Origin of the sequence: Pyxidicoccus fallax (assembly GCF_012933655.1) — a bacterium.
Lineage (GTDB): Bacteria > Myxococcota > Myxococcia > Myxococcales > Myxococcaceae > Myxococcus > Myxococcus fallax.
Genome location: NZ_JABBJJ010000330.1, coordinates 1 through 13,831, shown reverse-complemented (window position 1 = coordinate 13,831; position 13,831 = coordinate 1). Strand labels below are relative to the sequence as shown.

14 protein-coding genes are annotated in these 13,831 nt (G+C 71.1%); 9 read left to right on the top strand and 5 right to left on the bottom strand.

What is annotated here, in order from left to right; genetic code table 11:
• Positions 1 to 9 precede the first annotated feature (9 nt).
• The gene (locus tag HG543_RS42820; protein ID WP_211194541.1) at positions 10 to 327 is read right to left on the bottom strand and encodes a CBS domain-containing protein; all 318 of its coding nucleotides are present in this window, start codon (positions 325 to 327) and stop codon (positions 10 to 12) included.
• A gap of 145 nt (positions 328 to 472) precedes the next feature.
• Between HG543_RS42820 and HG543_RS42815 the strand changes: the two genes are divergently transcribed.
• The 5 genes from HG543_RS42815 to pdxA all read left to right on the top strand — a co-directional run bounded on the left by HG543_RS42815 (position 473) and on the right by pdxA (position 5,755).
• Positions 473 to 1,492, top strand: a complete 1,020-nt coding sequence (locus HG543_RS42815) for an alpha/beta hydrolase (RefSeq protein WP_169350713.1) — start codon at positions 473 to 475, stop codon at positions 1,490 to 1,492.
• Between the two features lie 73 nt (positions 1,493 to 1,565).
• A complete protein-coding gene (locus tag HG543_RS42810) occupies positions 1,566 to 2,570 on the top strand; it encodes a peptidylprolyl isomerase (protein WP_169350712.1) in 1,005 nt (334 codons plus the stop codon).
• A gap of 79 nt (positions 2,571 to 2,649) precedes the next feature.
• Positions 2,650 to 3,645 (top strand): peptidylprolyl isomerase, encoded by a 996-nt coding sequence (locus HG543_RS42805; RefSeq protein WP_169350711.1) that lies wholly within the window; start codon positions 2,650 to 2,652, stop codon positions 3,643 to 3,645.
• Between the two features lie 61 nt (positions 3,646 to 3,706).
• Complete coding sequence (locus HG543_RS42800) at positions 3,707 to 4,675, top strand: peptidylprolyl isomerase (protein WP_169350710.1); 969 nt, start codon at positions 3,707 to 3,709, stop codon at positions 4,673 to 4,675.
• A gap of 51 nt (positions 4,676 to 4,726) precedes the next feature.
• On the top strand, positions 4,727 to 5,755 hold the full coding sequence (pdxA, locus tag HG543_RS42795) for a 4-hydroxythreonine-4-phosphate dehydrogenase PdxA (protein WP_169350709.1): 1,029 nt from the start codon (positions 4,727 to 4,729) through the stop codon (positions 5,753 to 5,755).
• Here the strand turns inward: pdxA and HG543_RS42790 are convergent.
• Positions 5,688 to 5,990 carry a hypothetical protein gene (locus HG543_RS42790; RefSeq protein ID WP_169350708.1) on the bottom strand — a complete coding sequence of 101 codons (303 nt, stop codon included), beginning with the start codon at positions 5,988 to 5,990 and terminating at the stop codon, positions 5,688 to 5,690. The two genes, pdxA and HG543_RS42790, sit on opposite strands and share 68 nt — an antisense overlap.
• An 86-nt stretch (positions 5,991 to 6,076) precedes the next feature.
• Complete coding sequence (locus tag HG543_RS42785) at positions 6,077 to 7,195, bottom strand: NADase-type glycan-binding domain-containing protein (protein ID WP_169350707.1); 1,119 nt, start codon at positions 7,193 to 7,195, stop codon at positions 6,077 to 6,079.
• A gap of 146 nt (positions 7,196 to 7,341) precedes the next feature.
• Between HG543_RS42785 and HG543_RS42780 the strand changes: the two genes are divergently transcribed.
• The gene (locus tag HG543_RS42780) at positions 7,342 to 8,529 is read left to right on the top strand and encodes an NADase-type glycan-binding domain-containing protein (protein WP_169350706.1); all 1,188 of its coding nucleotides are present in this window, start codon (positions 7,342 to 7,344) and stop codon (positions 8,527 to 8,529) included.
• Positions 8,530 to 8,548: 19 nt separating this feature from the next.
• Here the strand turns inward: HG543_RS42780 and HG543_RS42775 are convergent, their stop codons facing one another.
• Positions 8,549 to 10,357, bottom strand: coding sequence for an AgmX/PglI C-terminal domain-containing protein (locus tag HG543_RS42775; RefSeq protein WP_343073583.1), 1,809 nt, complete (start codon positions 10,355 to 10,357; stop codon positions 8,549 to 8,551).
• Positions 10,358 to 10,816: 459 nt separating this feature from the next.
• Positions 10,817 to 11,902, bottom strand: a complete 1,086-nt coding sequence (locus HG543_RS42770; protein WP_169350705.1) for an aldo/keto reductase — start codon at positions 11,900 to 11,902, stop codon at positions 10,817 to 10,819.
• A gap of 195 nt (positions 11,903 to 12,097) precedes the next feature.
• On the opposite strand from HG543_RS42770, the gene HG543_RS42765 reads away from it, so the two are divergent.
• The 3 genes from HG543_RS42765 to HG543_RS42755 form a co-directional block, all read left to right on the top strand.
• Entirely contained in the window at positions 12,098 to 12,607 is a 510-nt protein-coding gene (locus HG543_RS42765; RefSeq protein WP_246357707.1) for a nuclear transport factor 2 family protein, read from the top strand.
• A 299-nt stretch (positions 12,608 to 12,906) separates the two neighbouring features.
• Positions 12,907 to 13,485: a carboxypeptidase-like regulatory domain-containing protein gene (locus tag HG543_RS42760; protein ID WP_246357706.1), complete on the top strand. Its 579-nt coding sequence runs from the start codon at positions 12,907 to 12,909 to the stop codon at positions 13,483 to 13,485.
• A 23-nt stretch (positions 13,486 to 13,508) separates the two neighbouring features.
• Positions 13,509 to 13,831, top strand: a 323-nt coding sequence (locus HG543_RS42755; RefSeq protein ID WP_343073582.1) for a helix-turn-helix transcriptional regulator, incomplete at its 3' end; no start/stop codon positions are given.

Below are 13,831 nucleotides of genomic sequence, written 5' to 3'. Positions count from 1 at the left end.
CCCCGTGCCTCACCCCCTGCCCGGCGGCACGCTCCGCCCCTTGCGCCGCAACCTCGGCAGCAGGTTGCGCAAGCGGGGCCGCTCGCGCGGTGGCGGTTTCACCCGCGCCATCACCTCCGACACGGGTGCCAGGGGGTCCGCCCCCCATGCCGCCAGAATGTGGGACTCGCTCACCAGCCCCAACAGCCCGCCTCCCTCGCCCACCACTCCCAACATCCTCACCTGGTGCCGCTCCATTTCCCGAAGGGCACGCAGGAGGGTGTCTGTGGGAAAAACGGTGGCGATGAAGGATGACAACGCTTCCTTGAAAGCCCTGTTTTGCCGCATCCAACGTCCTCCCGCCTTCATGCGCACATCTCCCTGCAACAGCCCTGCCGGGAGTAGGTGGGTTCTGGCATTGAACACGGCACGGCCTCGCGGACGGGCTTAGACTGCCTGGGTGACCCGTAGACAGGTGGCTCGGCTGGGGCGGATGGCGGACCTTTTTTCGCGGACGGTGGCCCGCGGGAAGGAGGGCCTGCTGACGCTGACCTTCCGGCCGGACGAGCTGTACCGGGTGCCCACGGACGATGGGGCCTCCATCGCCCTCGGCCGCTATCACCCCAGAGGAGAGCGCCGGTATGCCGAGCCGGTCATCCTCTGCCACGGCCTGGGCGCCAACCGCTTCCACCTGGACTTCGACGAGCAGTACAGCCTGGCGCGCTACCTGGCCCGCGCGGGTTTTGAAACCTGGGTACTGGAGTTACGCGGGCGGGGGCTGGCGGGCGACTGCGGCGACTTCACGTTCGACGACCAGGCGGAACACGACGTCCGCACCGCGGTGCGTACCGTCTTGTCCACAGGGGCGAAGGAAGTGCTCTGGGTTGGGCACTCCAAGGGAGGTCTCACCCTCTACGCACACCTGGCGCGAAATCCTGTTGCACCTGTACGCGCGGCGGCGATTCTGGGCAGCCCCTTCACCTTCGCGGTGCAGCCGGGCCTGCGCACCTTCATCCAGCGGGTGGAGCCGCTCTTGCGGCTGAAGTCGATTCCGACCGGGCGGGTGACGAGCATCGCCCTGTTCGGCGCGCCGCCCGGCCCGCTCAGCCGGTACATGATGCTGGCGGAGAACATGGAGCCGGACGTGGTGCGCAAGGCGCTGGCCAACGTGCCCGCCAACGTCGCCGGCGGCGTGGGGCGCCAGTTCGCCCGTTGGATTTCCACCAACCGCTTCACCACCTATGACGGCGGCTTCGACTACCGCGAGGCCCTGTCCGGGGTGAAGATTCCCTTCCTGCTGCTGGCGGGGAGCAAGGACCTGCTGGCCCCGCCCATGTCGGTGGCGCGCGCGAAGGAGGCCCTGGGGGGACCGGTGAAGTTCCTCGTGGCCGGGCGGGCCCACGGCTTCGGGGCGGACTACGGCCACGCGGACCTCGTGCTCGGCCGGAGGGCTCCGGACGAAATCTTCCCCCTGGTGGAGACGTTCCTCTCCGCGCACGCGACCCGGGCGTGAGCCGGCGTACAGGCCCGGGGGCTCCCGGGTTGTCCGGCCCCCACCGGCGTGCTACCGGGGAAGCCCCTTGCGCATGTCCCGCTCCACCCGTCTTCTCGCCCTCGCCCTGCTGGCCCCCGCCGCCTGCGGCCGCGCCCCGGCGCCCGCGGAGGGCCGCGTGGAGTTCGACCTGCGGCACACGAAGCAGGCGGGCGGGCAGGCGGTGGCCCGCTGGAGCGGCGACGCGGTGACGGCCGAGGAGCTCGCCCGGCGCTTCGAGGAGATGAGCCCCGCGCTGCGCGAGCGCTACGTCGCCCCCCAGGCCCGGCGCGAGTACGTGGAGTCCATGGCCCGCTTCGACCTGCTGGTACGCGACGCCGTCGCCCGCGGGCTGCACGAGGACCCGGAGGTGGTGGAGGCCACCCGGCGCGCGCTGGTGAACCGGCTGATGCGCGCGCAGCTCGAGGAGGCGCCCGCCACCGTCACCGACGCGGAGGTGGCCGAGGCCTACGCCGCGCGCCGCGACGACTTCGTCCGGCCCGAGGCCGCGCGCGTCTCCCACGTCTTCCTCGCCGCCCCGCGCTCCGACGCCGTGAAGGCGGCCTCCGCCCGCCAGCGCGCGGAAGACCTGCTCGTCCGCGCGCGGGCGCTACCGCCCGGGGACTTCGCCGGCTTCGGCCAGCTCGCGCGCGAGCACAGCGAGGAGCCCCGCACGGCGCCGCTGGACGGAGATTTGCGCTTCCTCACCGACGAGGCCCTGGCGAAGACGTACGGCCCGGAAGTGGCGGCGGCGGTGCGCGAACTCACCACCGACGGCGCGCTCAGCGGCGTGGTGCGGACGGACGCCGGCTTCCACGTGCTGAAGCTGCGGACGCGGCGGGCCGCGCTGAACCTCTCCCTGGACGACGTGCGCGAGGAGCTGCGCGTGCGACTGGAGGGCGAGAAGCGCTCCCGTGCCTGGGCGGGGTACCTGGCCCGCCTGGAGAAGCAGTTGTCACTGGCGGTGGACCCGGACGCGCTCGCGCGGGTGCCGCTGGACGTGGGGGCTCCCATGCGGAAGCCCTCGGGCCCCCTGCCGGGCACGGTGCCCGCGCCATGAGCGCCCGCTTGCCGGCCCGCCGGGCCATCCACCCCCTTGGGAGTCGCCCCTCCCCTTTCCCTTCCTGAGGCACCCGAGCATGCGCTTCCCTCCTACCCGTGCGCTCCTGTTCCCACTCACCCTGGCGCTCTGCCTGGGCGCTGGCGCCGCCTGCAACAAGCCGGTGAAGGAAGACCCCGACGCGTCGGTGGTCGCCACCGTCAACGGCGAGGTGCTCGGCCGCGAGGAGTTCGAGCGCGAGCTGTGGCGTGAGCTGGCCACCACCGAGTCGCCGCAGCGCACCCCGGAAGAGGTGGAGCCCTTCAAGCGGGCGCTCCTCGACACGTACATCCACCGGATGCTGCTGCTCCAGGCGGCACGGCAGCACAACATCACCGTGACTCCGGAGGAGGTGGACCGCGGCGTGCTGCGACTGTCCGGCGACTACCCGGCGGGCAACTTCAACGAGGTGCTGGCCCAGGGGCAGCTCTCCATGGCGGAGCTGCGCATGCGGGAGACCAGCCGGCTGACGATTGAAAAGCTCTTCGCCAGCCACGTCTACTCGCGCGTGGCGGTGACGGAGGAGGAGCTGCGCGCCTGGTACACCGCCAACGAGGCGGACTTCCACGAGGCCGAGCAGGTCCACGCGGCGCAGATTGTGGTGAAGGGCCTGGACGAGGCGCGGCGGCTCCAGGCGCAGCTCAAGGCGGGCAAGCAGTTCTCGGACCTGGCGCGCCGCTACTCCCTCAGCGCGGACGGCAAGGTGGGCGGGGATTTGGGCTTCTTCCCGCGCGGGCAGATGCCGCCGGCCTTCGACGAGGTGGTATTCAAGCTCGGGGTGGGGCAGGTTTCGGACGTGGTGTCCACGGAGTACGGCTACCACCTGTTCCGCGTGCTGGAGCGCAAGCCGGCGCGCAAGCGGGAGTTCGCCGAGGTCCGGCAGGTGGTGGAGGCGAAGCTTTTGGAGAAGAAGCGCGCGGAGGCCCAGGAGGCGTTCGAGAAGGAGCTGCGGCAGAAGGCCCAGGTCCAGGTGAACGAAGCCACCGTGCAGGCCATCCGCGGCAGGCCGGCGGCGCCGCCGCAGGCCGCGAAGTAGAGGAATCGAAAGCCGGGCCAGGGGTTGGACGGGCCCGGGGGTGTACGGAAGGATGCTCGGTATGAAGAAGCATGTGGCAGTCATCGCGGCGGCGCTGCTGGGAAGCGGCACGGCCGCGCGCGCGGAGCTGGTGGACCGGGTGGCCGCGGTCGTCAACCGCGACATCATCACCCTCTCCGAGGTGCAGCAGCGGGCCGCGCCGGAGATGGCGGCGCGCGCCAACAACCCGGACCCGCGCAAGCGCGCCGAGCAGCGGGCGCAGCTCATGAAGTCCGCGCTGGACGTCCTCATCGGCGAGAAGTTGCTCGAGTCCGAAATCTCCGACCTGGGCATCACCGCCACCGAGGCCGAGGTGGACGAGCTGGTGCGCGACGTGCGCGAGCGCAACAACATCACCGACAACGCCCAGTTCGAGCAGCTCCTGACGAGCGAGGGCTACACCATGGCCACGTACCGGGACATGCTGCGCAAGCAGATCCTCCGGGACCGCCTGCTGCGCATGAAGGTGGGCGCCAAGGTGAAGATTACCGAGGAGGACCTCAAGGCCGCCTACGCGCAGTACGCGCGCGGCGAGAGCCAGGACTCCGAGGTGCATGCGCGCCACATCCTCGTGCAGGTGGACCCCAAGGCCACGCCGGAGCAGGTGGAGGCCGCGCGCAAGAAGGCCGAGGCCATCGCCGCCGAGGCCCGCCGGCCGGGCATGGACTTCTCCGCCCTGGCCCGCGCGCGCAGCGAGGGCCCCAGCGCCTCTGACGGGGGTGATTTGGGCTGGTTCAAGCGCGGCGTCATGGTACCCGCCTTCGAGAAGGTGGCCTTCACCCTCAACGAGGGCGAGGTCAGCGAGCCGGTGCGCACCAACTTCGGCTGGCACGTGCTGAAGGTGGAGGAGAAGCGCTCGGTGGCCGCCGCCTCGTACGAGGAGATGCGCCCGAAGCTGGAGCAGAAGCTGGGCCAGGAGAAGTCGGAGAAGCTCCTGGAGCAGTACGTGGCCGAGCTGCGGCAGAAGGCCAACGTCGAAGTGAAGATGTAGTCGTCAGCGCCCCCTTCCCCCGCGCGGGGGTTGGGGAGATGCTGCGCCGCCGTGAGTCCCCCTCTCGTCGGCATCTCATTGGGTGACGTGTCGGGCATCGGGCCGGAGGTGACGGCCGCGGCCCTGGCGCTCCCCACGCTGCGCAAGGCGCTCGTCCCCGTCGTCTTCGGGGACGGGCCCACCCTGGAGCGCTTCCCCGTCTTCCGCCGCTATGCCCGCGTGGAGCCCTCGGCCCTGGGCCGCGTGGACGGGCCCACCGTGGTGGAGGTGACGCGGCTTCCGGAGAAGGACCGCGTGCCGGGCAAGCCCTCGCGCGCGGGCGGCCGGGCGCAGTACGCGTACGTGACGGCGGCGATCGAGGCCATGCGCGCGGGACACGTGGACGCGCTGTGCACGGCGCCGGTGTCGAAGGAGCAGATTTCGCGCGCGGGCATTCCCTTCATGGGCCACACGGAGGTGCTCGCCGACGCCTTCGGGGTGGAGGTGTTGATGATGATGGACGGGCCCCGGGTGCGCGTGGCGCTGGCCACCAACCACGTGGCCCTCTCCGAGCTGCCGAAGCTGCTCACGGTGGAGCGGCTGACGGCGCAGCTCAAGCTGCTGTCGCGGAGCCTGGAGCCGGTGGTGGGCCGGCGCCCGCGCATCGCCGTGCTGGGACTCAACCCGCACGCGGGCGAGGGCGGCCTGTTGGGCCGCGAGGAGGTGGAGGTGATTGGCCCCGCCATCCGCCGGGCGCGCGCGGCGAAGGTGGACGCGGACGGGCCCATTCCCTCGGACGGCCTCTTCGCGAGGCCGGACCGCATCCGCGAGCGGTACGACGCGGTGCTGGCCATGTATCACGACCAGGGGCTCATCCCCGCCAAGGCGCTGGACTTCGAGCGCACGGTGAATGTCACGCTGGGGCTGCCGGTGCCGCGCACGTCGCCGGACCACGGCACGGCCTATTCGATTGCAGGCAAGGGCGAGGCGAGCTGCGTGCCCATGGTGGAGGCGCTGCTCAAGGCCGTGCAGCTCACGGGGGCGGGTACGTCGCCGCGACGTGCTCGGCCAGGTCCTCGCCGTCCTTCTCGGGGTCGATGAGCCGCACGTGCGCGCCCCGGCCGCTCTCGGGTGACACCAGCACCGTCACCCGCCCGTGAGGGCAGTGGCCCAGGCAGCCGGAGGGAATGACTTGCGTGCTGCCGGCGAGCCCGCGCGCGGCGAGCGCCGCCTTGAGCCGGCGTGGCAGGTCCACGCCCCCGGCGCTCGCGTCCAGGCGCACGAGGCAGCGGTGGCAGACGTGCAGCTCCGTGGGCTCCTGCTCGGGGTCGGACATGACTTGGGAAGAATAGGACCCGCGGGGTGGCTGTGCTCGCGTGTTCGTCTGGCAGGGAGCCATGGGTCCGGGGTGCCACGGTCGCCTCAATCGTCGGCCGTCTGCTCGCGATACATCACGTCCAACCCTACGAGGCGCCAGCTCCCAGCAACCAGGGCCCAGTGGACCCGGAAGTTCGATGAGTCATCCCCCGCCTTGGGTGGAACGGAGGGGCCGAACACGTAACCCCTTCCGCCTGGCGCGGGGAGGAGCCGGAACACCTCGCTTCGCATCGAAGCAGCGGCGGCGGCGCTGTCGAGCTTGATGCGGTAGTGGTTCCACTCTCTCGGGCCGTTGACCAGGTCGAACTCCTCCTGGGGAGAAGGCAGGGGTCCGTTGTGAGGAACCTCCGGGTAGGAATGCATCCAGGCGGCCACTCCGCTCTCCCTCGGTGGCAGCAGGTCGATGATGTAGCCGGGGCTCGCCATGAACTTCGCCAGCGTGGGCGCCAGCGCGCTGCCCGCTCCCAGGAAGGTCTTCTGGTGGCGCTCCTGGGGTCCTCGGAGCACGGGGACGAAGCCGCCCAGGCACAGGTCCTGGTACCGGGTTCCGGGCCACACCGACAGCACCGTCAGCCGAGCGGAGCGCACAGCCCATTGACGCTCGTAGCTGACGTAGAGGGCCCCGCCCGCCGGGAAGTCCCGAGGGAAGTCGAGCGTGTAGTCCAGCTTGCGTCCCTCGGCGAGCTTCAGCTCCAGCCGCGCCTTCCTCGGCCGCGCGTTGGCCTTGTAGAGCTTCGCGGACTTGGGGTTGCCGGGCATCACCAGAAAGGCATGCACCGGCGTCTCCGGCGGAAAGCTCAGCTCCACCCACTCACCGGCTCCGGTGCCCTTCTTCCCTTCCGCCCAGACGGTGCCGGGCTCCTCGTCCAGCAGGTTGGCGGGGCCGTAACGGCCCGGGTCCTTCGCATCCGCCAGCACCGAGGAGGCCGTCACCGTGACGGGTACTCCGTGCAGCGTCACCTGGACCTGCCCCGCCGCCAGAGTCCCCGCGTCGGCAGTCCCGGCTGAAGGCAGGCCTCCGGGAGCTGCTCGTCCGGCATCCAGGACGCTCGCCGGGTCTGAACTGCCCGCGTCCATCGGCCTCGCGTCGATGGACTGGCCCCACGCCCCCGTGCTCAGCAGGACGCAGCTCAGGATGACCCGGGGAAGAACCCGCTTCCTCATGCTGGCCCTCTGGCCATCGTCGAACATGGGAGCCACCTGGGATTCTGGACGTGGGACACCGCCCTGCATTCAGCGGCGCCCATCCCTCCCCATCGTACGATTCGCTCTGTCGCCACGCGAACGAGTACCCTCGACCTGGCCTCCCCATGCGCCTGCCTGCCCTGATTCCGCTTCTCGCCTTCCTCACCGCGCTCCCGGCTCGGGCGATGGAGGCTGACCCTCCGAAACACGCCCTCCCCTCGGAGCAGCAGCCCGACGATGAGGAGGAGGCCATACCGGAGGACTCCGGGGACTCCGAGGCGACGCTGGCGACCGAGACGCTCGGCGCGCGGCGCGAGGCCGTGCTGCTCACCAGCCCGGAAGTCCTGTCGGACGAGGGGGTCTACGTGACGAGGCAGCTCGACGCCAGGCTCGTCGTGTTGAACGGCGAGGGGCCATCGCGCACGGTGCTCTCGCGTCAGTTCTTGAGATTCCCGGGCGGCTCGGGCAGCCACGAGGCCTCGATTGACACGTCCCTCACCGGCAAGAAGGGAGAGAAGGTCATCGAGGTCATGCTCGGCCGGCACAGCGATGGCGAGGGCAAGGTGGAAGAGGTCACCTTCTTCCAGGTCAGCCCCGGCGAGGACGAAGAAGGCGGACAGCTCAGCGAGATTCTGCGGCTCCAGTACACGCCCAGCTCGGGTTCCGGCTACCCGCATGAGAAGGAGTCCCTCCGGTCCGAAGCGAAGCCGAGTCCTCTCCATGAGGGCTACTCGGACCTCTTCATCACGCTCCATGGCAAATACTGCGAAACCGATGAGGACTGCAGGGAGACGGAGCGGGTGACGCGCATCCGCTGGACGGGCACCCACTACGAGCAGCAGGAGGACCGCCGCATCAGGGTGAGCGCCTCCTCGAGCCTGAGTCACAGCACCTCGCGTCGGGGCCCCACCTATGACGCAGGCAACGTGCGCGACGAGGACAAGGCCACCGCCTGGTGCGAGGGCGCGAAGGGAACTGGCAGCGGGGAGTGGCTGGCGTTCAGCTTCGACATGCCGGTCACGGTCCAGCAGCTCACGCTCATCCCCGGCTACAACAAGAGCCCCGAGGTCTGGCGCAACAATGCACGCCTCAAGCAGGTGCGCCTGCACTTCGAAGAGGGCCCCCACCAGGACGTCACCCTGGAGGACAGCCCGGCCCCGCAGCACATCCGCATCGCCAGGAAGAGCCCCTTCAAGGGGGTGAAGCTCGAGATTCTCTCCGTCTACCCGGGCAAGCGTTTCGCGGACGCGTGCGTCTCCGAGGTGGACTTCTCCGGAGTGCGGGCCGCGCCCGTGCGGAAGGAAGCGAAGTAGCGCCCCCGCGCCGCTCGGGTCAGAAGACGAACGGGAAGCGGATGGGCTCCTCCAGGCGGACCTGGTGGACCGGGAACTTCCAGCGGCGCACCACGTCCTCGATGCACAGCGCGAGCGGCGTGGTGCGCAGCGAGTCCGTGTCCATGGCCACGCCGGACGTGTCACCGCTCGGGAGCACCGACCAGCGCACCATGAAGCGGCCACCGCCCTCCACTGGCGTGCCCTTGGCGTGCTGCCGGATGCACGCGGTGATGGCCGGCTGGTTCGACACCACCACCGCCTTCACGTCGTCCGGCGTGAGGTGCTGCTTCACGTCCGGCGCGGGCGGGACGTAGACGGTGCGCGAGGCATTCGCGTCCACGGCCTGCTTCTTCTCCGCGTCCTCCGTGAAGCCGAGCTCCCGCGCGAAGTCCTCGTCCAGCTCCGAGTACTCGTTCCGCGGCTGGGCCTCCGTCTCGGAGGCCGCCACCTGCGTGTCGCCGTCCTCCGCGGAGGCGGTGGAGGTGGACTCCTCGTCGGCCGAGGCTTCGTCGAAGGAGACCTCGCTGGCGGCGGTGTTCGCCTCCTCGCTCGTGTCGTCGGCGGTGTTCGCCGGCACGGCGCGGGGCGTCTTCGCCAGGGACTTGCGCGTGGAGGTCTCACGCATCGCCACCACGCCGGGAGTTCCGCTGGCGGGCGTCGTGCTCTCGATGGCGGGGGCGCTCGCCGGCTCCTGCGCGGACCGAGGTGCAGTCAGGCTGTTCGCGGCGCCCTGCACATCCCCCTGCGCCGTCGCCATCACCGTGCCCGCGATGGAGGCCGCGGCCTGCTGCACTCCAGACGGAGCGGAGGCCTGCGTACCCCACGGAGGCACGGTGGAGTTCGTGCTCTGCGCGCTCCGTGCACCGGACATACCGCCGGTCTGCGACGTGCCGGTCCACCTCTGGAACCACGGAGCGCCACCCTGCGCGCCCGGCTGACCCTCCGTACTGGCCAGCCCCGAGTTCGACGCACCGGAGGTGCCTGCCTGCATCCGCGAGTCCGGGCCCTGCCCCCGCAGGGCGAGCGTACCGGACGCGTGGCTCGCGACCATGGCGGTGCCCTGCGCTCCCGTCATGCGCTCATGCAGGTGCAGGCCGGCGACCACCAGCAGCCCCGCCGCGAGCGCGCCCACCGCCGCCGCGCCCACGAAGGCGCCGGGCTTCATGCCGGCGATGCGCGTCGGCTCGGGGGCCACGGCCATCGGCATGCCCCAGGGCTGCGGCGGAACCGCGTGCTGCGGCGCCCACGGAGGAAGCATCGCGCCCTGCACGGCCATGCTCGGCGGCGGCGGAAGAGGAATCCCCGGCAGGAGGCCACCATGGCTCACCGGCACGCTCCACGGCGTGGTCGGCGGGCTCGCGGCATCCTGACGTGGAGCCTCGGGGTTCATGTCCACCGCGTCGTGGACCACCGGCGCCAGCATTGCGGCGAAGGGCACCGTCTCCTTCGCGCCCGGGGCCACGCGCATCCACTCGGGAATCACCACCTCGGGCGCTTCGGGCTCGGGCGCCACCTCGGTGGACGCGGAAGCCGGCAGCGTCTCGAGCCACTCGGATTCCTGCTCGGCCAGGTCGAGCAGCTCGCGCATGTTGTCCGAGGCCGTGGAGACCGGCTCGGAATCGCCCGGCTCCGGCCGCGCCTTCGGGCCAACGAAGAGCTCGCGATCCAGGTACGCGTCGAGGTCCGTGTCGAGCACCTCGCTCACGCTCAGCGCAGCGCCCTGCAACGGGCCGCCCGCCGCCGTGCCCGGAGTCCCCATCCCCTGCGCCCGGAACTGCCCCTCGGCTCCCGACAGAAGCTCGCTCACACGCCCTCCCTCGCCCGCACCGCACCACCGGCCTGACCGCGCCAGGGCCTGCAAGCTAGGGATGGGTCGACAGCGCGCCACCCGCGACTGTCACGTCACCAACGCTCTGCCCCGAAGATGGCCCCCGCGTGTCCAGTCCTCCACCCGACACGCGCACGCAAGGACCACGCCTCGCACGTACGCGGACATCACGCTTCGCGCCTCAGCGGTTTTTCACGCCCGAGGCGCACGCGAGCCCCCTCCCGGGTCGGCGAGGGCGGAGCGGAACGTCCATTCCGCCCGCCGCGCCGGGACTCGCGGGCCTCACCGGACTCGCGAGCCATGGGCCGCCCAGCGAAGCGGAACGGAATCTCCATTCCGCCGACCGTGCCGGGACTCGCGGGCCTCACCCGGACTCGCGAGCCATGCCCCGCCGAGGCGAAAGGGAACATCCATTCCGCCCACGCCTACGCCGCCGGGCTACCAGCGCTCCTTGTCGGACTTCGGCGCCATGGGCCACGCGGGGGCGGAGACGCCGTTCACCGTGAGGCCGCCGTGCATGAACGTGGGTGCCCCCTGGAGGAACGCCGCCGGGAAGTCCAGCGTCGGCGTGGAGACCTCATCCAGGGCCTTCACCTGCTCCGGCGTGAGCCGCACGTCCAGCGCGCCCAGGTTGTTGTCGAGCTGCTCCAGCGTGCGCGCCCCGATGATGGTGGACGTCACGCCCGGCCGGCCCTGCACCCACGCCAGCGCCACGCGCGCCACCGTGGTGTCCTGCTCCTTCGCCACGCGCTGGAGCACGTCGATGATGCCGTACGTCTTCTCGTTCAGCGCGCTCTCCGCCCACGCGCCGCGGTCCGCCTTCTGCTTGCCCGCGTTCTCCCGCGTGTACTTCCCGCTGAGCACCCCGCTCTTCAGCGGAGACCACGGCGTCACGCCGAGCCCCAGCTCCAGCGCCATGGGCATCAGCTCGCCCTCCACCGTGCGCTCCAGCAGCGAGTACTCAATCTGCATCGCCACCAGCGGCGTCCAGCTCCGGAAGTGCGCCGTCACCTGCGCCTGCGCCACCTTCCACGCCGGCGTGTCGGACACGCCCACGTAGCGGACCTTCCCGGAGCGCACCAGGTCGTCCATCGCCCGCAGCGTCTCCTCGATGGGCGTGTGCATGTCCCAGCAGTGCATCCAGTACAGGTCGATGTAGTCCGTCTGCAGCCGGCGCAGCGACTCCTCGCACTGGGACACCATTGCCTTGCGGCTCGCGCCGCCGCCGTTCGGGTCACTCGGGAACAGGTTGCCGAAGAACTTCGTGGCGATGACCACGCGCTCGCGCCGGCTGGAGTGCCGGCCCAGGTGGTCGCCGATGATCTTCTCCGAGTGCCCCCGCGTGTATGCGTTCGCCGTGTCGATGAAGTTCCCGCCCCGCTCCAGGAAGCGGTCCATGATGGCGTTGGACGCCTCGACGCTGCTCCCCCAGCCCAGCTCCTCGCCAAAGGTCATGGCGCCGAGGCACAAGGGGCTGACGCGAAGGCCGGAGCGGCCCAGGGTGACGTAGTGGTTCAACGGCATGAGAGCTCCCATCGAGACCGCGAAGTGACACCGGCCCTCCAAGCGGGAAGCGGCACACGGGCGACCCGGAGGGTCCGGTGAAGAGGCCGGTGCACTAACGCGACGCCAGGTCCTCCGCCACCGTGTGACGGCGCGATTGACTCCGCGGTGACGCTCGCTGGCGTGGCCCACGGCAAACGTGCTGAAACGGCCCGCATGTCCCGCCTGCTCCTGTTCACCGCCGTGCTGACGGTCAGCGCGTGCGCCCACCCTCCGGCCCGGAGCCCCTCGCCCATGAGCCCTGAAACCGCGCAGGCCCGTCACCGCGCCCTGCTGGAGCTGGAGCAGTCCGTCACCCAGGCCATCCGTCAGCGGGACGGCGCCCGGCTGCGCGAGCTGCTCCCCGGGGACTTCGTCTTCCGGGGGCCGGGCGATGTGGAGACGGACCGCGAGGCCTTCATCGCCAGCGTCGCCGCCATTCCCGGTGACATCCTGAGCCTCGAGATGCCCATCACGCGCGCCCACGTCTTCGGAGACACCGGTGTGCTCACGGGACTCCAGCTCGCCCGGGTGCGCCTGCCCGACGGCACCGAGGTAACGGACCGGCAGACCTTCACCGACGTGTGTCAGTGGCGCGATGGGAAGTGGTGGATGGTCCTGGCGCACAGCCTCCCGGCCGCGCCCGAGGCCACGGAGGGCACCCCGCCCGGGCCCGCGGCCCCCTGAGCCCGGCAGGTCCGGTCCGACAGGCCACTCCCGAGGCCCACGCCTCCGGCTCTAGAGCGCCATGCCTCACACACCCGCTCGCGCCTGGAGCGCCAGGCCCCGCCGCACCCCTCCCGGCCCCGGGAGACGTTGCCTGATGCACCCTGCCCGGCCCACGAGTCGCACCCTGTCACCTTCCGGGAGGCGTCGGCCGTCGCGTCTCGTCCCGAGCCCGGATGCTCCCCTGGCCTGGGGGCATTCATGGGCGCGAGCATCCGACAGCCCCACCGGGTACACTGCGCGCTCAGGAGGTCGCCGTCATGTCGCTTTCCAGCAATGAGCGCCGGTGGATGCTGCCCGCCCAGGGCGCGTCGTGGCTCATCGTTCCCTCTGTCGAGGCGGAGGCCGTGAAGGCCGGAAGCAACCGCGTCCCCGACGTCTTCGTCACCTCCGCGCTGGACCGCTGGCTCGTCACGCCCGCCGCGCGCACGCTGTACTCCATGTACGAGGCGCTCGGCGGCAGCCGGCCCCTGGGCCTGTCCGGCCTGGAGCGCGGCCGGTACGAGCAGCGCCTGAAGCAGCGCCTGTCCGACGCCTTCACGCACGGAGAGCTGGTGGCGCTGGAGGTGGAGCGCCCCGTGCTCGTCCCGAGGCCCTGGCCCGAGCCGCCCCAGCAGAAGGGCGAGGAGGCCGAGGTCCAGGAGCAGACGTGGCTGGCCATCGAGCTCAAGGACGAGGAGGGCAAGCCCGTCCCCTTCGCGAAGTACCTGGTGACGCTGCCGGATGGCAGCACGCGCGAGGGCACCCTCAACAAGAACGGCTACGCGCGCGTGGACGGCGTGAATCCCGGCCAGTGCCAGGTCTCCTTCCCTGAGCTGGACGGCCAGAGCTGGAGCTGACCGCTCCACGGGCTTGAGCTACCGTGCGCGCCCGTATGGCACCCTCGGCGCGTGAGCGGACGGACGCACCCTCCTGGACGTTCCTCACCAACCACGCGCACGTGCTGCTGTGCATCGCCACGGACCCCGAGGTCCGCCTGCGCGACGTGGCCGTGCGCGTGGGCATCACCGAGCGCGCCGTCCAGCGCATCGTCAGCGACCTGGAGGAGGCGGGCTACATCCAGCGCGAGCGCGCCGGCCGCCGTAACCGCTATACGGTTGCCAGGGAGTTGCCCCTGCGCCACCCCATGGAGCGGCACCGCAGCGTGTCCGCGCTCATCTCGCTGGTGGAGGAGCAAACCCCTCC